Raw genomic sequence first — 17,512 nt, forward strand, 5'->3', positions numbered from 1 at the left:
TAATCCTGTCTCGATGGTTGGCTGAAGTAGCCATGTACCAGTTAGAGGCAGGCAGCCCGGGATTTGGATGCACTCCCCCTCCAACGCGGCTCAGTCGACCGAGAGCGTGAAGTACTCGATGGCAAAGTAGCAAACCTGGTAGGCCAGGGTGAACAGCGCAAGGGCCAGCTGGACGCCCCGCCTCTTCTGCGTCAGACCCAGGACGACGACGCCAAGCATGATGGCGGCATGGACGATATAGGCCGCGCCCAGCACCTGCCAGCGTGCGCTGCCCTTGATCGACGTATCGACAAGATCCATCAGCGTCAGCAAGCCGATCAATCCAAAGAACCAGCCTCGCCTTTGAAGAACGTAGTTCTCGTAGCTCCCGAACTCGCGTACGTCCGTCGGGAACAACATGGTCGACATCATGAAGTACAACGCGCAGTAGCACAGGACGAAAAGGTAGGAACCGAACGTCCACACGGGCACCTGGGTAAGGCGGATTTCCCACCACCAGAACGTCATGATCGAGATGAGTGCCCAGACCACCCAGCCCATGTGGATCCACGACCACCCGAAGCGTCGGGGATGCTCGATGATCGAGGCGATGCCCTTGAGCAGGGTCGTGATGCCCAGGCCCAGGATGATGCTTAGCACGACGCGGATGTGCGAGTAGATCAGGTCGGCGGTCACGGTCTGAGACTTCCCTCTGCCCTGCCTCCCGGCAGGTCTTATCTGGCATGTTCGCACGTTACCGACAGAGCATTGGCTGCCGGGATCCAGCTAAGCTGCAAGCACCGTAACCACTCGTGCAGGCTTCCGCATGATCGACCATATCGGCATCTACGTTCGCGACTTCGAGCGAAGCAAGGCTTTTTACCTGGCGACGCTCAAAGCCATCGGCTATGAGCTGCTTCTGGAAATCCCCGCGTCCGTGACCGGGCGAACCGATGTCGCCGGCTTTGGCGAAAATGGCAAGGCCGACTTCTGGATCTACAAGGGCGAACCTAACCAGCCGCCGGTGCACGTGGCCTTTCGGGTCACGACGCAGCACGACGTCCGGGCCTTCCACGAAGCCGCGCTGGACGCGGGCGGTCGCGACAACGGGCCGCCGGGGCCGCGCACGCATTACAGCGCCGGCTACTACGGCGGCTTCATCCTCGATCCGGACGGCCATAACATCGAGGCGGCCTTCCACGCACCCTAGTTTCAGATGTCGAACGGCATGCTAGACTCCTGCCCCATTGCAAATGCAACCTATTCGCATTCCAAGGGCTCAGCATGCTTTCGTCGCACTCCCGCCGGGCCTTTGCCCTGCGCCTCCGCATCAGCGCGGCCTCCATCGCCGCCGCCCTCGCGGCCAGCCCGTATGCCGCGCAGGCGCAGGACGCCAAGCCGGCAAAGGTAGATGACGCCGCCACCCTGGATTCCATCCAGGTGGCCGGCAGCTGGCTGGGCACGGGGCTCCAGGACAGCGTGAAGACCTTCGCCGGGGCCCGTACGGTGCTAGACAGCACGCAGATCAAGGCCACGGGCGCAACCAGCATCGGCGACGTCATGCGCCGTATCCCGGGTGTCCAGTCCACCGATAACTCCGGCTCGGCAGGCAGCGCCGTCTCCCTCAGCATCGGGGTGCGTGGCCTGACCGGCCGCTATAGTCCCCGCTCCACTGTGCTGCTCGACGGCATCCCCATGGCGTTCGCGCCCTACGGCCAGCCGCAGCTGTCGGTGGCACCGGTCACCTTGAACAACATCGAATCCATCGACGTCGTTCGTGGCGGTGGTGCGGTCCGCTACGGGCCGCAGAACGTCGGCGGCATCATCAACTTCAATACGCGCGCCATCCCGTCCACGCCTGACCTGTCCGGTGACGTGACCGTCCGCGAGAACGCCTACGGCAAGGGTGGCGGAAGCAACCAGCAGTACAGCACGTTCCTTGGTGCCACGATGCAGAACGGACTGGGGCTCGCCCTGCTCTACTCCGGCATGACCGGCACCGACTGGCGTCGGGGCAGCGACGAGAAGGTCAACGATGTTGCGCTGAAGTTCCGTTATCCGCTGGGGCCGACGGCCGAGGTGTACGGCAAGCTCTCCTACTACGACGTCAAATCGCGCACGCCCGGCGGCCTGACCGTCGCCCAATACGATGCCGACCCGTTCCAGAACACGCGTCCCACCGACTTCTGGAACGGCCACCGCAAGGCGGCCGATGTCGGCTACATCAACACCTTGTCCGACACCAGCGAAGTCGAGGTGCGCGTCTACGACAACGAGAGTTATCGCAGCAGTACCCTGATCAATACGACGGGTACGCAGCTGGCCGTGCAGCCTCGCAACTACAAGGTGTTTGGCATCGAGCCACGCTACACCCAGCGCTTCGAGCTGGGATCGACCACCAACGACGTGACCGTCGGTTACCGCTACCTTCGTGAGCGCGGCGATGACGGTAGCTACAACGTGAGCACGGCGAGCGGCAAGGTCACTGCGCCCACCCGTTTCGACAACGCGACCGACGCCAGCGCGGCCTATGTCGACGACCGCATCGCGATCGGCAAGTGGCGCATCACGCCGGGTGTGCGTTTCGAGCACATCGACTCCGATCGTGTCGACACCAGCCTGGGCCAGCAGTACAGCACCTTGAACAACAAGCCGCTGCCTTCGCTCAACATCTCGTACCTGCTGACGCGGGACCTGACGCTGTTCACGGACTACGGCACCTCGTTTGGTCCGGTGCAGAACATCCAGCTCAATTCGCAGACGGCGGCCAACCCGTTGAAGCCGGAGCTCGCGCGCACTGCCGAGCTCGGTGCGCGCTGGCAGGGTCCGCAGCTGCACGCGGAACTGACCGTGTTCAAGATGCGCTTCGACAACCAGATCCTGCAGGTGCCGGGCATCCAGCCGCCGACCTTCCAGAACATCGGCGCGACCGATCACAAGGGCCTGGAGTCGGCGATCGACTATCAGTTCGCGGACCAGTCGGCGCTGCGCGGCCTGGACCTGTATGCGAACTTCACCTATACGAAGGCGATCCAGGAATCCGGCGCCACGGCAGGCCTCGACGTGCCGTTCTACTCCCGCCGCACCGACACCGCCGGCGCGAAGTACCAGCTCGGCCTGTGGACCTTCAACCTGTCCAGCACCCATCAGAGCAGCCAGTTCGCCGATACGGCCAACACCGTCCAGGAGACGCCGGATGCGCGCGTCGGTCGTATCCCCGGCTTCCGCCTGTGGAATGCCCAGGTGAGCTGGCAGATCCCGGCATGGAAAGGCAGCAGCATCGACGCCGGCGTGAACAACCTGGCCGACAAGCGCTTCTACACGCGCAATGTCGACGGGAACGCCGGACGCATGGTCGGCGCGCCGCGGACGACGTACGTGCAGTTCCGCGTGGCTATTTGACGGGCACGAACTCAGGGATCTCGGTGCTTCGATCCTTCAGGCAGGCGGTACACGTGGTCGAGTCCAGTTCGACCTTGACGTAGTACGTCTTATCGGGTCCAGGCGTTACATCGCCCTGGTCCCGGAAGGCGTCGTCCGCTCTCTCGAGCTGGTGCGCATGCACCCCGGTACGGCCACCGTCGAAAATGGCGGCCAGTTGCTCGGGCGTCAGATCGGGAATGCCGATGTCGACCTCGACAGTCCTTGAGCAATCGTGCGCGGTCTGGTCCGAGCAGCGGACGGAATAGGTAACCATGCGGCATCTCCGATACGTGGCAGGACACGTCCAACTCTAAGCCGACCTTCCTCAACCCGCTATCCGCCAGGCGCCATACAAGGCTCCGTAGCGTGGGAGCCGCTTCAGCGTCGATAACCAGGCTGCCGCACCCCCATCGCCGGCATAGCCGGCTCCTACACAATGCTCAGGACCGCAGCAACGCGCGCATGCCCAGGGCGGTTACCGGGCCGACGATCGTCGAGACCGAAGCGTTATCCAGAAGCGCGATCAGCATCGCTTTGGCCTCGGCGTCGGCGCTTCGCGACACCCGTTCCACCAGCTCGGCCAGCTTGAGGGGGCTCGGCGGCGCGGCCTGGGCCGCAGGAACCGGTGCCGCCTTGCGGGGGAGTGCCGCCTTGCGGGGGACGACGTTCCCCACGGCCGCAGTCGCCCCAGGTTGCTGCGTATGCGCCTGCGAGGTGGTCGGTTCCACGGTGAGCACCAGCAGATGGCGATGGACGGTACCAATACCGAGCGAGCCGTTCGGCTGGAAATCGACCTCCAGCACCTCGAGCGAATTCTCACGGCGGCCCACGGTCTGGGTGATCACGTCGCCCACGGACACCTGGGGCTCGGAGGCACAAGGGAGGCTGACAAGGCCATCTCCGGAGTCCACACGGGCCTTGAAGGCCGTTCCGTCAATGGTCACGCGGTCGGGCCACGCCGTTTTGGCATCCATGGGGTCGGCCTTGCAAAGAAAACCATGGTGCCACGGAACATGGCGGCGCATCTGCGACAATAGCGCTGTCCTGCCGTCCAACTGGCCCTTTGCGATGAAGAAACCCAAATCCGCCGCCCCCGCGGTGACCTCCCTGCACCCCCGCAACCGCCACACCGGTCGCTACGATTTCGCCGAGCTGTCGCGGCAGATGCCCTTGCTGGCGGCGTACGTCGGCGACAACGGCCACGGCGAGGACAGCATCGATTTCTCGGATCCCCACGCCGTGCGGGCGCTGAACCGGGCACTGCTGAAGGCCCAGTACGGCATTGCCCACTGGGATATCCCTGCGGGTTTCCTCGTGCCCCCCATCCCCGGCCGCGCGGACTACGTCCATGGTGTGGCCGATCTCCTGGCCAGTTCCAATGGTGGTGAGATCCCCACCGGACCCGGCGTGCGCGCGCTCGACGTGGGCACCGGCGCTAACATCATCTATCCGCTGATCGGCAATCGCGAGTACGGCTGGCGGTTCACCGCCTCGGAAGTGGATACCTCGGCACTGCGGGCGGCCAAAGGGATTGTCGACGGCAATCCCGGCCTCGGCGAAGCCATTTTCCTGCGTCGCCAGGAGCAGCCGGAGCACATCTTCGAGCAGCTCCTGCGCCCGGAAGATCGCTTCGATGTCAGCATGTGCAATCCGCCCTTCCACGCATCGGCCAAGGAAGCCGCCGCCGGCAACCTGCGCAAGACGCGTAACCTCGATACCACCAGCAAGGCGCCTCCCCGGACCACCAACCTGAACTTCGGTGGCCAGGGCCGCGAGCTGTGGTGCCGCGGCGGCGAAGAACGCTTCATACGCACCATGATCACCGAAAGCACCAGCTACTCGCGCACGGTGCTCTGGTTCACCACGCTGGTCGCACGAGGCGAACACCTGCCTGCCATTTACCGTGAACTGACCCGCGCGAAGGCACTCGACGTGCGCACGATCAACATGGCGCAAGGCAACAAACAGAGTCGCTTCGTCGCCTGGACCTTCCAGGATGAAGCCTCGCAGCGTGCCTGGAACGACGAGCGCGAAAGGAAACGGGCCAGCGGTTACTGACGCTGGCCCATCGCGATCAGAGATTCGCGCGCAACGTGACGAAGGCGCTGCGCGGTTCCCCGACGTATGCACCGGCACCATTGGCCGCGGTGAAATAGCGGCGGTCGGTGACGTTGTGTACGTTCACGTCTAAACCCCACGTCGATGCGTCGTAGCCGACCAGCATGTTGACCACGGCGAAGGACGGAATGGAACTCGCATTGGTGATGTCGCTGTAGCTCTTGTCCTGGTAGTTCACACCGGCGCCCACACGGAAACCGGAGAGGCCGCCAATGCGAAAGCGATACGTCGTCCAGAGGTTGGCCAGCAGATCAGGTGCGCCTTGCGGCCGGTGACCCTCCGACGTAATGCCTTGTGGATTGTTGGTGATGAAGGCGTCCTGGTGCGTCGCATTAGCGAGCAGGTGCCACTGGTCGGTGATGGCCAGATCCGCCGAAACTTCTTCGCCTCGAGTCTTCTGGCTGTCGAAGACCACGGTTTCCACGCCATCGAGCGTGGTGGCCGTGGCGACATGGTTACGGCGGACATCGAATGCGGCGGTGTTGAGGAGCACCCTGTCGTCGAGCCACGCGAACTTGATGCCGGCTTCGTATCGCAGTGCGGATTCCGGTTCACCCACGCCGTTCTGCGTGTTCTCGGAATTGAAGTTAGTCAGGTGGCTGCTGGAGACGCCGACATACGGCGACATCCATGGGAGCGCCTTGTACAGCGCCCCGATATTCCAGCTGACCGGCGCATCGTTTCGTGAATCGCCGACGCCGGCGAGCAAGGGCTTCGCGTCCGTGCCGAAATGACCCGGCACGCTGATGCGCGGGGTCAAGGTCGTGTCCCACCAGTCCTGTCGCACACCCGCACGAACCTTGAAGGCGTCGGTCACATCGATCTGATCGGTGGCATAGGCGCTGTAGTAGCGAGCACCGAGGCGGTCGTCATCGCAGGAGTGCTTGGCATCGCAGAGGAATCTCACCGCGGTAAGCGATGTCTCGGGTGGCACCGGCGAGAAGGCGTCGGGAATATTCGGCAGATCGGCTGTCGCGCGATCCGTCGATAGCTTCTGCTGCTGGTACTCGAAACCGGTGAGCAAGGTGTGTTGTACCGAGCCTGTCGCGAACCGCCACACCGGTTCGAACTGGTAATCGATGCTCCGTTCGCTATCGTTCTGCTCGCGCAACTGGCGGCTGACTACCTGGCCATTGTTCACCTTCGTACTCGCGCTATCGCCATTGACGACGACGTCCAGCGAGCGATGCAGGTACGAGAACCGGTTGTTGATGGTGAGGTTGTCGTTCACCGTCCATTGGTCGGAAAGGGTCGTCCGGGCAAAGTCGGAGCGTGACTCACTGAATGGGGACGAGTACTTCGCGTTACGCGAGACATCGTGAATCGGTGTGCCGTTGAAGTAGATCAGGCCATACGAGTCTGGCGTCTCGTGGATATTGCGCAGGTCGAACGCCAGGTCCGAGACATGGTTGCCCCACTGCCAGCGGAAGGCCGGACGGATTTCGCGATCGCGCCCACCCAGGTCGCGGAACCCATCCGTATGGGAGGCGGTGGCGTCGATACGGTAATCCAGTCCGTTTACGCCGGTCGGTCCGGTGACATACGCGCTACCGGTCATCGTTCCGAAGGATCCCGCCTGCAAACTGCCGCCATAGTGCAGCGTTGGGGACGGTGCGTAGTGCACGATGTTGATCGTGCCGCCCGGTGGACCGCTACCGAACAAGGCGGACCCCGGTCCCTCGAGGATCTCGATGCGTTCCACGCCATTGAGTGAATGCGACAGACCGCTCAACTGGTCGCCGTCGGAGAAACCATCGCTGTAGATCTGCGCGTTCAACCCACGGATGAGGAAATGATCGAAGTAACCCTTGGAGTCCTGACCACCGGCGTTGACCCCGCTGGCGTTGGATACGGCGTCGCGAAGCATGGTCGCCCCCTGCTCGCTCAACAGCGCACGCGGAATGACCTGCACGCTGGCGGGAAGGTCTTCGAGCTTCGTGTCGGTCTTGCTCACGGCGCTTTTCTGCGCAGGCCCATCAACACGATCGTTTGCGACGCCTTGCACGGCGATCGGAGCGAGATTGACGGCATCCTGCGCATGGACAGTAGGTGTCAGAGAAGGACTACCCAGCAGCAAGAGTACGGCGACAGACAACACGCGCGGCTTCAGACGAATATCTGACATTGGAGATCCCCATAGGCGGACAAGATGAAGCAAATAAATACGAATGCGAACGCGTCGTATTTGTGATTGCGCATGTGTGCCGTCTTCAGGGCATTTGGTTTAACCCGTTTGCAAATCCGTGTCTTACACGCGTTTTCGATAGGCCCAGCCTCTTATCCCGATAACTTCAATCAATTTCTGCAATGCCCGACCTCGCCGTATAGTCGAGTGCATGCGTTCATAGGCAATGCCGGTCGGCGATCTATCGTCCCGGCCCACCCCAGGAGAAGCGCGAATGACGAACGAAGCGAAGTGCCCGTTCAATCACACCGCCGGCGGCGGTACGACGAACAAGGATTGGTGGCCCAAACAGCTACGCGTGGATCTGCTCAACCAGCACTCTTCCCGATCCAATCCGATGGACCCGGACTTCAACTACGCCGAGGCATTCAGGAAGCTCGACCTCGCGGCGGTGAAGAAAGATCTCGTCGCCGTCATGACCGACTCGCAGGATTGGTGGCCTGCCGACTTCGGGCACTACGGTGGACTCTTCATTCGCATGGCCTGGCATAGTGCCGGCACCTATCGCATCGGCGATGGACGCGGCGGCGGTGGTCGCGGTCAGCAACGTTTCGCGCCATTGAACAGCTGGCCCGATAACGTCAGCCTGGATAAGGCGCGTCGCCTGATCTGGCCGGTCAAGCAAAAATATGGTCGCAGCATCTCCTGGGCCGATCTCATCATCCTCACCGGCAACGTCGCCCTGGAAAGCATGGGCTTCAAGACGTTCGGCTTTGCGGGCGGCCGTGAAGACACCTGGGAACCGGACCAGGATGTCTACTGGGGTACGGAAACCGAGTGGCTCGGTGGTGACCATCGCTATGGCAAAGGCAAGACTCAAGGCAACGAACACGACGCAGGCGCTCACGAAGAAGGCGTGATCACGGCCGAAGCCGAATTGCACGGTATCGAAGAGGACCGCACGGAAGACGGACGTCTGCTCGAGAATCCGTTGGCCGCGGTGCAGATGGGTTTGATCTACGTCAATCCCGAAGGCCCCGAAGGCAACCCCGATCCTATCGCATCGGCCATCGACATCCGCGAGACGTTCGGCCGCATGGCCATGAACGACGAAGAGACCGTGGCGCTCATCGCAGGCGGCCATACCTTCGGCAAGACACACGGTGCCGGGGATGCCAAGCACGTATTGAACGAACCCGAGACCGGCGGCCTGGAAGACCAGGGCTTCGGCTGGAAGAACACGTACGGCAGCGGCAAGGGCGCGGACACGATTACCAGTGGTCTCGAAGTCACCTGGACGCAGACGCCGACGAAGTGGAGCAACCAGTTCTTCGAGAATCTCTTCGGCCACGAGTGGGAATTGACCAAGAGCCCCGCCGGGGCGAACCAGTGGGTCGCCAAGGACGCCAAGGACACCATTCCCGACGCCTACGATGCATCGAAGCGTCATCGTCCGACCATGCTCACGACGGATCTGGCGCTCCGTCTCGACCCTGCTTACGAGAAGATTTCACGGCGCTTCCTCGAGCATCCGGAGCAGTTCGCCGATGCCTTCGCCCGCGCCTGGTACAAGCTCACCCATCGCGACATGGGGCCGCGTGCCCGCTATCTTGGCCCGGAAGTACCCAAGGAAGAGCTCCTTTGGCAGGATCCCATTCCGGCCGTGGACCATGCACTGGCCACCGATGCCGACGTTGCCTCGCTGAAGGCGAAAGTGCTTGCTTCGGGCCTCACCATTGCGGAGCTTGTCTCCACCGCATGGGCTTCCGCTTCAACGTTCCGCGGTTCGGACAAGCGTGGTGGCGCCAACGGTGCGCGCATTCGCCTGGCGCCGCAAAAGGACTGGAAGGTCAACCAGCCGGCGCAGCTGGCGAAGGTGCTGGCGAAGCTGGAAAGCATACGTTCGGAGTTCAGTACGGGTGGAAAGAAGATCTCCCTCGCCGACCTGATCGTGTTGGCGGGCAGTGCAGCCGTCGAACAAGCGGCCAAGGATGGCGGCGCGTCCGTCACGGTGCCTTTCGCTCCCGGTCGTGCCGACGCTTCGCAGGAGCAGACCGACGTGGAGACCTTCGCGTCGCTGGAGCCGATCGCCGATGGTTTCCGCAACTTCCTCAAGGGCAACTACAGCGTCCCCGCGACAGCACTGCTGATCGACAAGGCACAGCTGCTGACGCTCACGGCGCCTGAAATGACCGTGCTCATCGGCGGCTTGCGTGTGCTCGGTGCCAACGTGGACGGAGCGACGCATGGCGTGTTCACCGATCGCCCCGGCAAGCTGACCAATGACTTCTTCCGCAACCTGCTCGACATGCGCACCGAGTGGAAGCAGACCGGTAAGGACTCCTTTGAAGGCAGCGAGCGCGGCAAGGGCACGCGGAAGTGGACAGCGACAAGCGTCGACCTGGTCTTCGGTTCACACGCGGTACTGCGCGCCAATGCCGAGGTATACGGTAGTTCGGATGCGAACGAGAAGTTCGTCAAGGACTTCGTCGCAGCCTGGACGAAGGTGATGAACCTCGATCGTTACGACCTGAAGAAGTAAGGCAACAAGTAAGAACGTGCGATCCCGAAAGACCCGTCCCGACACCATGCCGGGGCGGGTCTTTCGCTATCCGGCGACCAGGCAACTTTCCCGCTATCGGGAGGCACACATGCTGGACACTTTTTTTATTTGTGGGAACCGGCTCCCACACACTGACTGAGGAACGAAGTAATGCACGAGAGCATCACCATCAAGACGGAAGCGGGCGACTTTGCTGCTTACGTGTCCTACCCCGAAGCCGAGAAAGCACCGGCAGTCGTCGTGCTGCATGAAGTGTTCGGTGTGAATGAAGATGTCCGGCAGACCTGCGACGCCCTCGCTGCCCAGGGTTTCATCGCCGTCGCGCCCGACCTCTTCTGGCGTCAGCAGCCGGGAGTCGATCTTAGTGTCACCTCCGAGGCCGACTGGAAAGCCGGTCTCGCGCTTTACATGGCTTACCAGCGGGACGAAGGCGTTACCGACATCGTCGCCACCATCGCAGCCGCCGGCAAACTCAAGGGAGCGACGGGTAAGGTCGCCGTCATGGGCTACTGCCTTGGCGGCCTGATGACCTTCCTCACCGCCGCACGCGGCAAGGTCGACGCTGCGGTCGCCTTCCATGGCGGCGACACCGAGAGCTATCTCGCCGAGGCGGGCTCGATTGCCGCCCCCTTCCTGATGCATCTCGCCGAGGAAGATGAGTACATTCCGAAGACGGCGCAGGCGGATATCAAGAAGGCACTGGCCGATAAACCCAACGTCACCATCTACAGCTACCCGGGCTGCAACCACGCATTCTCGCGGCACGGCGGCGCACATTACGACGCAGCGGCCGCCAAACTAGCCAACGACCGCACCTGGGCCTTCCTGAAAGAAAAGCTCGCCTGACCCTTGTGGGAGCCGCTTCGGCGGCGATTGCCAGATCGCCGCCGAAGCGGCTCCCACAGTACCTAGGCGTTCCGCGCAGCTTCCTCGATCAGCGCAGCGACTTCCTTCGGGTGCGACTCGTACACCGAGTGGCTGGCGCCCTGCACTTCTATGGTGTGGCTGTGCGCGCGCTTGGCGTACATCCGCTCGAGATCGGGATTGATAATGCGATCGGCGGTAGCCACCGCGTACCAGCTGGGCTTGGTCTTCCACGCCGGCTTCCCCGCGGGAACAGTGAACACCTCGGCGGCCGTGAGCTCCTGGGCCTGCGCCTCGAATTCCGCTTGCGGCTTCGGAAGGTCGGCCGCGAAGTCGGCCGGATAGAACGCCGGATCGAGATAGGTAAAGCCATCGGCGGTTTTCTTCACGGCCTTGGTCTTGTTCGGATAGAGCTTGCCGTTACCGACTTCGGTCTCGCCCTCGTCGAGCGCGTGCGCGGCGATATAGACGAGCCCCACGACCTTGGGATCATTGCCGACATCGGTCACGATCGCGCCACCGTAGCTGTGGCCGACGAGGATGGTCGGTCCATCCTGCAAGTCGACGATGCGCTTCACGGCGGTGACATCGTCGTTGAACGAAGTGAGCGGATGCTCAGCGACAGATACGTGGTAACCGTCCTTCGTCAGGATGTCGTACACCGGTTTCCATCCGCTGCCGTTCACCCACGCACCGTGCACCAGAACGATGTTCTTCGCCGGCGTGGCCGCGGCGGCCGGATTGTTCATGGCAGCCACACCGAGCATGAGGCCGGTGGAAAAAAGAAGAGCCTTTGTCGTGGTACGCATTATCGTGTTTGTCCTCGGATCGGCGTTGATTTCGAACGAGGACACATCGTGCGCCCCTACGCCTTACCGAAAACTTTCTCGAAAATGACGACCCCGTAAACGCAGCGGCAGCGCTGCCAAGCCACGACGATTTGCTTCAAATCCGTCCGATTGAAACTGAAGCTCAGGCCAACGTCGTCAGTTCGACCGGGAGCACCGTGTCGCCACTGATGATCTGCGCCTGGCCGTCCTGGACCATGAATTGAATCTGCATGGTGCGCTGGGTGAGCGCAGCGAGTGCTTCGACCGTGGCCGGCGCGATGTCGATCACCGAAACGTTTTTCGTGCGCGCCACGGCGGCCGAGGTCTTCTTCCACCAGACTTCGGCACTGCGTCCGCTGTAGGTGTAGACGATGACGCGATTGGCGCGGCCGGCTGCACGACGGATGCGCTGTTCGTCGGGCTGGCCGACTTCGATCCACAGATCTACCTCGCCGGTCAGCTCCTTGCGCCACAGGTCGGGCTCGTCCTCGGAGCTGATGCCCTTGCCGAAGGCCAGTGAATCATCGGCGTTCAGCGCGAACGCGAGCACGCGGACCATCATGCGCTCGTCGGTTTCCGACGGGTGCTGGGCGATGGTCAGGGGGTGCGCCTGGTAGTAGTGCCGGTCCATGTCGCTGACCTGCAGATCGGCCTTGAAGACCGTGGATTTGAGTGCCATGGGCTGATTCTACAGGAGTCCGTCCCCTTCCCCTCAGCGCCGGCTCGCGGGATGATCAGGTCCGGGGTCAAGACGGGGGTATTTGCATGCCGCATCAGGATCAGCAGGTCGAACGGCTCACGTTCTTCTCGGACGCCGTCTTCGCCATCGCCATGACCTTGCTGGTCATCGATATCAAGGTGCCTGAGCCGGCCGTCAGTACAGACGAGGCCTGGGTGCAGGCCCTGGCCAACCTCATTCCGCACTTTGTCGGTTTCGTGCTTACTTTCTATGTCGTGGGAGCGCTCTGGGCCGCCCACCACCGCACGTTCGGGCGGCTGGGCCACTATGACCCGGCCATCGTCTGGCCCAACCTGACGCTGCTCATGATGGTTGCCTTCATCCCGTTTCCAACGGCCCTGATGAGCACTCATTTCAACGACCGCGTGCCACAGATGTTCTACGCTTTCACCCTGGTGGTGACCGGCCTTTGCCAGTACCGGCTGGTGAAACGCGCGCTCCGGCAGCCTTATCTGTACCGGGATGTCAGTGCGGACGACGTCTCCATCGCGATCCGCCGCAGCCTCGGCATGCCTGCGATGGCGCTCGCAGCGATCATCGTTGCCATCTGGTGGCCAGGCCTGAGCAACCTGCCGCTCATGGCGACCCCGTTCTACGTCATGTTGGTGGCACGGATGAAGAAGGCCCCGCCGGCCGCGGCTTCGACCGACCAGCCCTGATACATCACGCCGTTCCGCGTATGGCCGCAAGCAAGGCGTCGCGACCGAACGGCTTCTGCAACTGCACGGCGATTCCTGCCGCAGCGACCGGCAACTCCGCGTAGCCGCTCGCAAGCACCACGCGCAGGCCGGGCCGCATCGTGGCGAGCCTGGCGGCAAGCTCGGACCCGGTCATGCCGGGCATCGCATGATCGGTCACGACGGCGACGAGTTCACTGATCGTTTCCAGACTTCGGAGTGCTTCGTTCGCCGAGGCCGCGCCACGCGCGTCGTAACCGGCATAGTTGAGCATCTCGACCGCCGTGGAGAGGACGAGCGGATCGTCGTCCACCACGAGGATGACAGGCAGTGGCCCCAGGGTCTCCGAGATAGCCCTGATAACGCGGGTGGGCCCGGCAGGAGCGGTAGCCGGCAGTGTCGCGGCTCCCAAGGGTGCAACGGGCAGAAAGATCGAGACGGTCGTGCCACCGGTCTCGCTGCTCTCCAGTTGCAGGGCCCCACCTGATTGCTGGGCGATGCCGTGCACCATCGACAGACCGAGGCCGGTGCCTTTGCCGACGCCCTTCGTCGTGAAGAAAGGCTCAGTCGCGCGGGCGAGCGTCGCAGCGTCCATGCCCAAGCCGTTGTCGGTAATCGACAGGCGTACGTACCTGCCGGGAACGACATGCAGGATATGCGGGCCGTGAACCTCTTCGGTCACTGCCCGGATGGTGATGACACCGCCGTCCGCCATGGCGTCGCGGGCGTTGACGCAAAGATTGAGGACGCAGAGCTCGAGCTGGTTGATGTCACCGATCACATCGGGAAGTGCGAGAGGAAAACGGACTTCGATCGCGATGGACGGGCCTAGCGATGTGCGTAGGAGGTCCGACATGCCCGAAACCAGCGTGATGATATTGACCGACTCCAGGTGCAGCTGCTGGCGACGCGCAAAGGCGAGCATGCGCTGGGTCAGGCTGACCCCGCGCCGCACGCCGCTCAAGGCGTTGCCGACCAGGCGATTCATGCGCTCCGGCAATTCGACGTGGTCGCGCATGAGTTCCAGGTTGCCTTGCACCGCCATCAACAGGTTGTTGAAATCGTGCGCCACACCACCGGTCAGCTGGCCGACCGCTTCGAGCTTCTGCGACTGGAAAAGCGCCTCGCGTGCCTCTTCCAATGCTAGTGCGGAGGCACGTCGCTCGGTGACGTCACGGGTGACCTTGGCAAAGCCGATGACCTTGCCTGCATCGTCCGTAATGCGGTCGATCACCACGTGCGCCCAGAAACGGCTACCGTCCTTGCGCAGACGCCAGCCTTCGGTTTCGATCCGTCCTTCGCGCACCACGGCCTCGAGGTTGGTCGTCGGTTCGCCGCGCGCGACATCTTCCGGGGTGAAGAACGCCGAATAGTGGCGTCCGATCACTTCGTGAGGCGCGTATCCCTTGATCCGTTCGGCGCCCGAGTTCCAGCTGGTGATGTGGCCGCCGGGATCGAGCATGTAGATGGCGTAGTCGGCCACGCCCTGGACCAGCACGCGAAACTGCTCCTGGCTGTTCCTCAGTTCCTCGTCGACGCGCTTGCGTTCGGTGCGGTCACGCATGACCACGCCAAAGCCGAGCGGCGTGTCGCCATCGCGCACGGGATCGACGAGGATCTGCGCCCAGAATCGCGAGCCGTCCTTACGCACCAGCCAGGTGTCCAGCTCACTGCGCCCTTCGCGAAGCGCCAGGTCGAGCAAGGCCGCGGGTGCGTCAGCGTCGTTATCGTCGCCTGAGAACAGCAAGGAAAAAGGAGCGCCGACCATGTCCTGGGCGGCGTAACCGGTGGCATGAAACGCGCCAGCGTTCCATGTCGCCACGGAACCCTCCGGTTGCAGCCAGAAAATCGCGTAGTCCGAAATGCCTTCGACAAGCCGGCGGTAAGCGGAATCGTCCATGGTCGTGGGGTCGGTCGGAGTGCGCATGGCGTCAAGGTACTGCCTCCGGCCCACTACCTCGTGAAGGCTTCTTCACATGGCGCATGGAGACGGGGAGCGGAGGTGGCTCAGTCTTCCTCGGGATTGACCGGAGCAACGTCCATGCCGTCATACGCGCCCAGGCCATGCTCGGCGGCAAACCGGTAGAACTCCCCGTTGCGCGCGTCAAGGCTATCGGGCGTGTGGACCTCGATCTTCTCGATGTGGAGCATCCACAGATCGGGATCGGCAGGTTCGTCCTTGTCGGCCAGGAACACGTCGACGAAGCGATAGCCCTGCTGTTCGAGGACGGGCGCCACGGCGCGCAGCTTCTCCGCGGAGGCGTCGGTGAAGAAGAAGCCCCAGATCAGCGGTTCGGACAGGTCCCAGTCCGTGTTGTCGGCGATCTGTTCGAACATCATCACAAGCTGGTCTTTCTCGATCACGGCGGTATTTCCTGGAATAAGCCCCGCAGGATACTGCGAAGACGGCTTTTTTGTATCTGAACGTATCAGCGGAAGCACGCGATACAGAGCGTTTCAAAACCGTGGAGACCGGTGCAATCAGCACGCCACCGGCGGCGTTACTGTACGTCCCACAGACCACGGGAGAGATTGCGATGTCGGACGTACTGGATCAGAAGAGGCGGAAGTTCATGGGCGCCGCGGCGCTGGGCATGGCGCTTGCACCGTTCGGCCTGGGTGCCATCGCCAGCGCCAGTCCCGTGAGCGGGACCACCGGCGCTGCTACCAGCGGTGCCGCCGATGCCCCGGCCGGCGGGGCCACGTCGTTCCATGCGCTCAAGCAGGTCAAGGCCGGCGTCCTCGATATCGGTTACGCCGAAGACGGTCCCCGCAAGGGTCCCGTCGTCATTCTCCTGCACGGCTGGCCCTACGACATCTACAGCTTCGTGGACGTCGCGCCGATCCTGGCGGCGGCGGGATACCGCGTGATCATTCCCTACCTGCGCGGCTACGGCAGCACGCAGTTTCTCTCGGCGGACACGCCGCGCAATGGCCAGCAGGCCGCCATCGCCTCCGACATCATCGCCCTGATGGATGCCCTCAAGATTAAGAAGGCCACCGTGGCCGGCTTCGACTGGGGCGCCCGCACGGTCAACATCATGGCAGCGCTCTGGCCCGAGCGCATCAAGGCGATGGTATCCGTCAGCGGCTACCTCATCGGCAGCCAGGAAGCGAACAAGAAGCCACTGCCGCCGAAGGCCGAGTTGCAATGGTGGTACCAGTTCTACTTCGCCACCGACCGCGGTCGCGACGGCTACGCGCAGCACACGCATGATTTTGCCCGCCTGATCTGGGAACAGGCATCCCCACAGTGGCACTTCGACGACGACACGTTCGAGCGCTCCGCCCCCGCCTTCAACAATGTCGACCATGTAGCGGTGACGATCCACAACTATCGCTGGCGCCTCGGGCTTGCCGAAGGCGAACCGCAGTACGACGCACTTGAAACAAAGCTGGCCACCTTCCCCACCATCGGCGTGCCTACGATTACGATGGAAGGCGATGCCAATGGCGCTCCCCATCCGGATCCGGCTAATTACGCCAAAAAGTTCACCGGCAGGTACGAGCACCGGCTGATCAGCGGAGGCATCGGCCATAACCTGCCGCAGGAGGCACCGCAGGCATTCGCCAAGGCGATCATCGACGTCCAGAAGGTCTAACGAAGATCGACTTCGTCGCCGAGCCTCTCGACCACGACGGCAAGCTTGTTTTCACGTAACGCGAAGGCCGAATGTCCCGGCTCCAGATCGCCGACCGCCACGCGATCGCGTGCGGCGGCGGCGTTCGCGTCGGCCTTGCGTACGGAGAGATCGAATACCACCGGTGAGAGGCCGGTGACGTCGACGTCCAGGCGGTCGCCGCTTTCGGTGTCCTGTGCGCTGGAACTGCCTTGCTGGGAAGTCGAATAGACGAGGCCTTGGGAGTCCACCACGACGACCTCGATCCGGTACGGCTTGCCCTCGTACGTTGCCGTGACGACGAACGTCTTGACGAAGGCGACCGTCTGCGCGGTGTACGGAACCGGCGGAATGAGTTCATCGGCGACCGGCGCCGTGCCCGTGGCCGGGCGTGGCAAGGACAGGATCTGGATCACCGGCACGCCCGCGTGGACCGAAGCGACTGCATGCGTCGCACCGGGTGGGCCTGCAGCCAGAACCGCGGCCGGCAAGGCCAAAGCCATGATCGTGAGCATCGCGGCACGCATGCCCGACCGTCCTTGAGTCAACGTCGAAGGCCATTTAGCGCCCGGTA

At 62.9% G+C, this 17,512-nt stretch carries 16 protein-coding genes; 7 read left to right on the forward strand and 9 right to left on the reverse strand.

Features of this window, described 5'->3' with window-relative positions; all coding sequences use genetic code 11:
- Positions 1-90: 90 nt before the first annotated feature.
- Positions 91-675, reverse strand: a complete 585-nt coding sequence (locus C8J98_RS05695; protein WP_107911766.1) for a hypothetical protein — start codon at positions 673-675, stop codon at positions 91-93.
- A gap of 130 nt (positions 676-805) precedes the next feature.
- Between C8J98_RS05695 and C8J98_RS05700 the strand changes: the two genes are divergently transcribed.
- Entirely contained in the window at positions 806-1,189 is a 384-nt protein-coding gene (locus C8J98_RS05700; protein ID WP_107911768.1) for a VOC family protein, read from the forward strand.
- Between the two features lie 74 nt (positions 1,190-1,263).
- A complete protein-coding gene (locus C8J98_RS05705; protein WP_107911770.1) occupies positions 1,264-3,381 on the forward strand; it encodes a TonB-dependent siderophore receptor in 2,118 nt (705 codons plus the stop codon).
- Here the strand turns inward: C8J98_RS05705 and C8J98_RS05710 are convergent.
- Both C8J98_RS05710 and C8J98_RS05715 read right to left on the reverse strand, forming a co-directional pair.
- Positions 3,374-3,676 carry a hypothetical protein gene (locus tag C8J98_RS05710; protein WP_107911772.1) on the reverse strand — a complete coding sequence of 101 codons (303 nt, stop codon included), beginning with the start codon at positions 3,674-3,676 and terminating at the stop codon, positions 3,374-3,376. The genes C8J98_RS05705 and C8J98_RS05710 overlap by 8 nt on opposite strands.
- A 166-nt stretch (positions 3,677-3,842) precedes the next feature.
- Positions 3,843-4,376 carry a hypothetical protein gene (locus tag C8J98_RS05715; RefSeq protein ID WP_158272611.1) on the reverse strand — a complete coding sequence of 178 codons (534 nt, stop codon included), beginning with the start codon at positions 4,374-4,376 and terminating at the stop codon, positions 3,843-3,845.
- A gap of 94 nt (positions 4,377-4,470) precedes the next feature.
- Here C8J98_RS05715 and rlmF point away from each other — a divergent pair, with 94 nt between their 5' ends.
- Entirely contained in the window at positions 4,471-5,460 is a 990-nt protein-coding gene (gene rlmF, locus C8J98_RS05720; protein ID WP_107911775.1) for a 23S rRNA (adenine(1618)-N(6))-methyltransferase RlmF, read from the forward strand.
- 16 nt (positions 5,461-5,476) lie between these two features.
- On the opposite strand, the gene C8J98_RS05725 is transcribed toward rlmF, so the two are convergent.
- On the reverse strand, positions 5,477-7,474 hold the full coding sequence (locus C8J98_RS05725; RefSeq protein ID WP_199229825.1) for a TonB-dependent siderophore receptor: 1,998 nt from the start codon (positions 7,472-7,474) through the stop codon (positions 5,477-5,479).
- A 445-nt stretch (positions 7,475-7,919) separates the two neighbouring features.
- On the opposite strand from C8J98_RS05725, the gene katG reads away from it, so the two are divergent.
- A complete protein-coding gene (katG, locus tag C8J98_RS05730) occupies positions 7,920-10,187 on the forward strand; it encodes a catalase/peroxidase HPI (protein ID WP_107911778.1) in 2,268 nt (755 codons plus the stop codon).
- A gap of 171 nt (positions 10,188-10,358) precedes the next feature.
- Positions 10,359-11,054, forward strand: a complete 696-nt coding sequence (locus C8J98_RS05735) for a dienelactone hydrolase family protein (RefSeq protein ID WP_107911780.1) — start codon at positions 10,359-10,361, stop codon at positions 11,052-11,054.
- Between the two features lie 62 nt (positions 11,055-11,116).
- On the opposite strand, the gene C8J98_RS05740 is transcribed toward C8J98_RS05735, so the two are convergent.
- Together C8J98_RS05740 and C8J98_RS05745 are read right to left on the reverse strand one after the other, a co-directional pair.
- A complete protein-coding gene (locus C8J98_RS05740; RefSeq protein WP_107911782.1) occupies positions 11,117-11,881 on the reverse strand; it encodes an alpha/beta hydrolase in 765 nt (254 codons plus the stop codon).
- Between the two features lie 163 nt (positions 11,882-12,044).
- The gene (locus tag C8J98_RS05745; RefSeq protein WP_046967632.1) at positions 12,045-12,581 is read right to left on the reverse strand and encodes a YaeQ family protein; all 537 of its coding nucleotides are present in this window, start codon (positions 12,579-12,581) and stop codon (positions 12,045-12,047) included.
- Between the two features lie 86 nt (positions 12,582-12,667).
- On the opposite strand from C8J98_RS05745, the gene C8J98_RS05750 reads away from it, so the two are divergent.
- Positions 12,668-13,300, forward strand: a complete 633-nt coding sequence (locus C8J98_RS05750) for a TMEM175 family protein (RefSeq protein WP_107911784.1) — start codon at positions 12,668-12,670, stop codon at positions 13,298-13,300.
- 4 nt (positions 13,301-13,304) lie between these two features.
- Here C8J98_RS05750 and C8J98_RS05755 read toward each other — a convergent pair whose 3' ends face one another.
- The gene (locus tag C8J98_RS05755) at positions 13,305-15,245 is read right to left on the reverse strand and encodes a PAS domain-containing sensor histidine kinase (RefSeq protein WP_107911786.1); all 1,941 of its coding nucleotides are present in this window, start codon (positions 15,243-15,245) and stop codon (positions 13,305-13,307) included.
- Positions 15,246-15,325: 80 nt separating this feature from the next.
- The gene (locus C8J98_RS05760; RefSeq protein WP_233260123.1) at positions 15,326-15,682 is read right to left on the reverse strand and encodes a ribonuclease E inhibitor RraB; all 357 of its coding nucleotides are present in this window, start codon (positions 15,680-15,682) and stop codon (positions 15,326-15,328) included.
- A gap of 173 nt (positions 15,683-15,855) precedes the next feature.
- Here C8J98_RS05760 and C8J98_RS05765 point away from each other — a divergent pair, with 173 nt between their 5' ends.
- Entirely contained in the window at positions 15,856-16,920 is a 1,065-nt protein-coding gene (locus tag C8J98_RS05765) for an alpha/beta hydrolase (protein ID WP_107911788.1), read from the forward strand.
- On the opposite strand, the gene C8J98_RS05770 is transcribed toward C8J98_RS05765, so the two are convergent.
- Positions 16,917-17,465: a hypothetical protein gene (locus C8J98_RS05770; RefSeq protein ID WP_107911790.1), complete on the reverse strand. Its 549-nt coding sequence runs from the start codon at positions 17,463-17,465 to the stop codon at positions 16,917-16,919. The two genes, C8J98_RS05765 and C8J98_RS05770, sit on opposite strands and share 4 nt — an antisense overlap.
- Between the last annotated feature and the right edge of the window lie 47 nt (positions 17,466-17,512).

Origin of the sequence: Luteibacter sp. OK325 (assembly GCF_003050935.1) — a bacterium.
Classification (GTDB): Bacteria; Pseudomonadota; Gammaproteobacteria; order Xanthomonadales; family Rhodanobacteraceae; genus Luteibacter.

Excerpts from the sequence above, each read along its gene's own strand:
- C8J98_RS05700 (WP_107911768.1), top strand. The coding sequence starts at position 806 with ATGATCGACCATATCGGCATCTACGTTCGCGACTTCGAGCGAAGCAAG.
- C8J98_RS05705 (WP_107911770.1), top strand. The coding sequence starts at position 1,264 with ATGCTTTCGTCGCACTCCCGCCGGGCCTTTGCCCTGCGCCTCCGCATC.
- C8J98_RS05710 (WP_107911772.1), bottom strand. The coding sequence starts at position 3,676 with ATGGTTACCTATTCCGTCCGCTGCTCGGACCAGACCGCGCACGATTGC.
- C8J98_RS05715 (WP_158272611.1), bottom strand. The coding sequence starts at position 4,376 with ATGGATGCCAAAACGGCGTGGCCCGACCGCGTGACCATTGACGGAACG.
- rlmF (WP_107911775.1), top strand. The coding sequence starts at position 4,471 with ATGAAGAAACCCAAATCCGCCGCCCCCGCGGTGACCTCCCTGCACCCC.
- katG (WP_107911778.1), top strand. The coding sequence starts at position 7,920 with ATGACGAACGAAGCGAAGTGCCCGTTCAATCACACCGCCGGCGGCGGT.
- C8J98_RS05735 (WP_107911780.1), top strand. The coding sequence starts at position 10,359 with ATGCACGAGAGCATCACCATCAAGACGGAAGCGGGCGACTTTGCTGCT.
- C8J98_RS05740 (WP_107911782.1), bottom strand. The coding sequence starts at position 11,881 with ATGCGTACCACGACAAAGGCTCTTCTTTTTTCCACCGGCCTCATGCTC.
- C8J98_RS05745 (WP_046967632.1), bottom strand. The coding sequence starts at position 12,581 with ATGGCACTCAAATCCACGGTCTTCAAGGCCGATCTGCAGGTCAGCGAC.
- C8J98_RS05750 (WP_107911784.1), top strand. The coding sequence starts at position 12,668 with ATGCCGCATCAGGATCAGCAGGTCGAACGGCTCACGTTCTTCTCGGAC.
- C8J98_RS05755 (WP_107911786.1), bottom strand. The coding sequence starts at position 15,245 with ATGCGCACTCCGACCGACCCCACGACCATGGACGATTCCGCTTACCGC.
- C8J98_RS05765 (WP_107911788.1), top strand. The coding sequence starts at position 15,856 with ATGTCGGACGTACTGGATCAGAAGAGGCGGAAGTTCATGGGCGCCGCG.
- C8J98_RS05770 (WP_107911790.1), bottom strand. The coding sequence starts at position 17,465 with ATGCGTGCCGCGATGCTCACGATCATGGCTTTGGCCTTGCCGGCCGCG.